Below are 3,209 nucleotides of genomic sequence, written 5' to 3'. Positions count from 1 at the left end.
GGTCACGCCGTCGTAGGCGATGGTCTGCAGCGACATCCGGGCGCCGGGCCGCAGCCAGCCGTGGCAGCGCTCGAAGTAGGCGCGGTAGGCGGCGAGTCGGGCGGCGGCGTCCATGTCGGCGGTGGCGAAGTGCTCGAAGGCGCCGACCGAGACGATGCCGTCGTACGGGCGCCCGGGCCGGTGGGCGTCCCAGCTCTCCAGCCGGACGTCGACGCCGAGCAGTCCGAGCGACCGGACGTGGGCGTGCTGGGCCCGGGACAGGGTGAGCCCGGTGGCCTCGGCGGCCCGGCCGGTGCGGACGGCCCGGTCGAGCAGACCGCCCCAGCCGCAGCCGACGTCGAGCAGGCGCAGCCCGGCCCCGGGGGCGGCGCCGGCCAGGTCGAGGTGGAGGTCGAGCTTGGCCCGCTGGGCGCGGGGCAGCGCCGTGGTGTCGGGCTCGGCGGGGTCGATGCCGTCCCAGACGGCGGCGGAGTAGCTGAGCGTTTCGTCGAGCCACAGGGCGTAGAAGTCGTTGCCGAAGTCGTAGTGGAACTCGATGTCGGCGGCGCTGGTACCGACGGTCTCGGTGCCGATGGTCGTGGTGCCGTCGGTATCGGCGCCACCGTCGATGGTGGTGGTCATGCCTCTCCTGTCCGGGGGCGGGGAATACGGGTCAGTCGCGGGCGGCGCGGGCGTCGAGCGCCCGCGTGCGGCGTTCGACGAACCGGGCCGCGCGGGAGTCCAGCCGGGCGAGGTGCTCGGCAAGCCCGTCGCGGGCCCGCTCGCCGTCCGGGCCGAGCCCGGTCAGTTCGAAGACCCGCAGGGAGCGGAGCAGCGGGGCGAGCACCTCGTCGTGGTGGACCCGCGGGTCGTAGACGCCGGCGACGGCGATCTCGGCGGCCAGGGCCGCGAAGCCGGGCATGCCCTGACCGGGCATGGCGAACGCGCGGACCGTGGCGTCGAGCCGGACGAGCACCTCGTCGGGGTCCAGTTCCAGCGCGGCACGCAGCAGTTCGCGGTAGAAGACCATGTGCAGGTTCTCGTCCTGGGCGACCCGGGCGAGCAGCCGGTCGCAGACCGGGTCGCCGCTGAGCCGGCCGGTGTTGCGGTGGCTGACCCGGGTGGCCAGCTCCTGCACGGCGGCGTAGGCGACCAGGCCGAGTACGCCGTCCGGCCGGGGGATGGTGCCGGTGGCGATCTGGGCCGCCCGGGCGCGCTCCAGGGCCACCGGGTCGACGGCGCGGGTGGCGTGCAGATAGGCGCGGATGGCGGCGGCGTGCCGGTCCTCCTCCGCCGTCCAGTGGTGCAGCCAGGCACCCCAGGCGCCGTCGCGGGAGGTCTGCGCGCCGATGGTCCAGTGGTAGCCGGGGAGGTTGTCCTCGGTGAGCAGGTTGACCACCAGGGCGGAGCGGATCGCGGGGGCGAGCGCGGACTGCTCCGGCCGCCAGGGCTCGCCGCCGAGCGGTCCGTCGAAGTCCCGGCCGAGGCTCCACGGCACGTACTGGTGCGGAAACCACTCGCGTGCCGCATTGATATGACGGTTCATCAATTCGGCGGCGATGGGCTCCAGTTCCGAGAGCCAGTGGACGGCCCGGGCCGCGATGATCTTCACGGGTGCCGATCGTGGCGCAGGCGCACTGGGGCGCGCAAACCGGGCTCACCCGGTCGAGTGAGCCCCCTGCTCCAGGTTCACGCCGGAGGCCGAGCGCACGTGCGGACCGGAGGCCGAGCGCGGGTGCGGACCAGCACCTCAGGCCGGCGGCAGTCCGGCGGCCACGGCGAGCACCCCGGCCACGCCGGCGGCCAGCAGGGCGAGCACCACGCCCCGCCGGGCGAGCACCAGCCAGAGCAGGGCCCCGGCCAGCACGCCCCACTGCCAGCCGTACCCCAGCGAGGCGGCCAGCGGCAGCGCCGAGCCGGCGATGGCGCCGGTCACGGCCGGTCCGGCGCCGGTGAGGAAGTCCCGCACCCGCCGGTCGGCCCGGAGCCGGTCGAAGTGCCGGCCGCCGAGGAGCACGAAGAGGAAGGACGGCGCGAAGGCGACCGCCGCCGCGAGCAGGCCGCCGCCGAGCCCGGCGGCCGCGTAGCCGACCGCCGCGACGGTGTGCACCACCGGCCCCGGGGTGACCTGGCCGAGGGCGACGGCGTTGAGGAACTGTCCGTCGGTCATCCAGTGGTAGCGGTTGACCGCGTCGTCCCGCATCAGCGGGATGATCACGAACCCTCCCCCGTAGGAGAGCGCGCCCACCTTGAACGCCACCCAGGCCACCGCCCCGAGCACACCGAGGCCGCCGACACTCCAGAGACCGCCGGAGCCGAGCGGCCCGGTGGCGAGCGGCAGCACGGCCCGCCCGCCCGACCCACCCTCCCCCCGGCCCCGGACGGCGATCTCCGCCAGTCCGGCGGCGATCAGCACCAGCACCAGCCAGGGCCCGGTCAGCACCGCCGCCACCGCCCCGGCCAGCGCGTACCCGGCCCAGCGGGCGCGGGCGGCCCGGCCCTTGCCCATCCGGCCGAGGCTGGCCGGGACGAGCGAGGTGGCCGCCTGCACCGCAACCGCCGGCACGGCCGCCCCGGCACCGGCTGCCGCGCCGAGCACCCACAGCGGCGGGTCGCCGGCCAGGAACAGCGCCGCGAGCGCGAGGATCAGCACCAGCCCGGGCCCGATGAAGCAGACCCCGCCGACCAGCGCGCCGGGCGCACCGCGCAGCCGCCACGCGGTCAGGACGGCAAGCTGGGTGGAGGCCGGGCCGGGCAGCAGATTGGTGGCCGCGATGCCGTCCTCGAACTCCTCGGGGGTCAGCCATTGCCGCCGCTCCACGCAGAGCCGGCGCAGCAGCAGGATGTGCGCGGGCGGCCCCCCGAAGCCGGTGATCCCGATCCGGCCCCACTCGCGGGCGATCGTGCCGAGGCCGACCACCCGTTCGGCCCCTGCGGTGCGTCCGTCCGGCCCCATGCGCTTCTCCCCTGGTCAACAGCGGCGCGACGATACCCCACGAGGGTTACGACGCGGCAATGACAACGGTCTCCAATGCAGCCTTTGGATCTTCGTTCGATGTGCGGTTCACTTCGAGTGCGGGGCGGTCAGCGACATCGCCCCTTACCCCCACGCGTTCATGGGCTCCAGGAGAGGACTTCGATGGCCGGCCACGAGCACTCCCAGCATGATCATGAGCATGACCACAAGCACGGCGGCCGGGGCGGCCACGGTGGCCACTCGCACGGCGTGG

At 75.1% G+C, this 3,209-nt stretch carries 3 protein-coding genes; all 3 read right to left on the bottom strand.

Going from position 1 to position 3,209, the window contains the following annotated elements; translation table 11 throughout:
• A partial coding sequence (locus VR45_RS27560; protein ID WP_045942550.1) for a class I SAM-dependent methyltransferase occupies positions 1–621 on the bottom strand: 621 nt, incomplete at its 3' end.
• 31 nt (positions 622–652) lie between these two features.
• A complete protein-coding gene (locus VR45_RS27555) occupies positions 653–1,591 on the bottom strand; it encodes an acyl-ACP desaturase (protein WP_045942549.1) in 939 nt (312 codons plus the stop codon).
• A 138-nt stretch (positions 1,592–1,729) separates the two neighbouring features.
• A complete protein-coding gene (chrA, locus tag VR45_RS27550) occupies positions 1,730–2,935 on the bottom strand; it encodes a chromate efflux transporter (RefSeq protein ID WP_045942548.1) in 1,206 nt (401 codons plus the stop codon).
• Between the last annotated feature and the right edge of the window lie 274 nt (positions 2,936–3,209).

The sequence above is a fragment of the Streptomyces sp. NRRL S-495 genome (assembly GCF_000966955.1).
Lineage (GTDB): Bacteria > Actinomycetota > Actinomycetes > Streptomycetales > Streptomycetaceae > Kitasatospora > Kitasatospora purpeofusca.
This window is presented reverse-complemented; position numbering and strand designations above follow the sequence as displayed.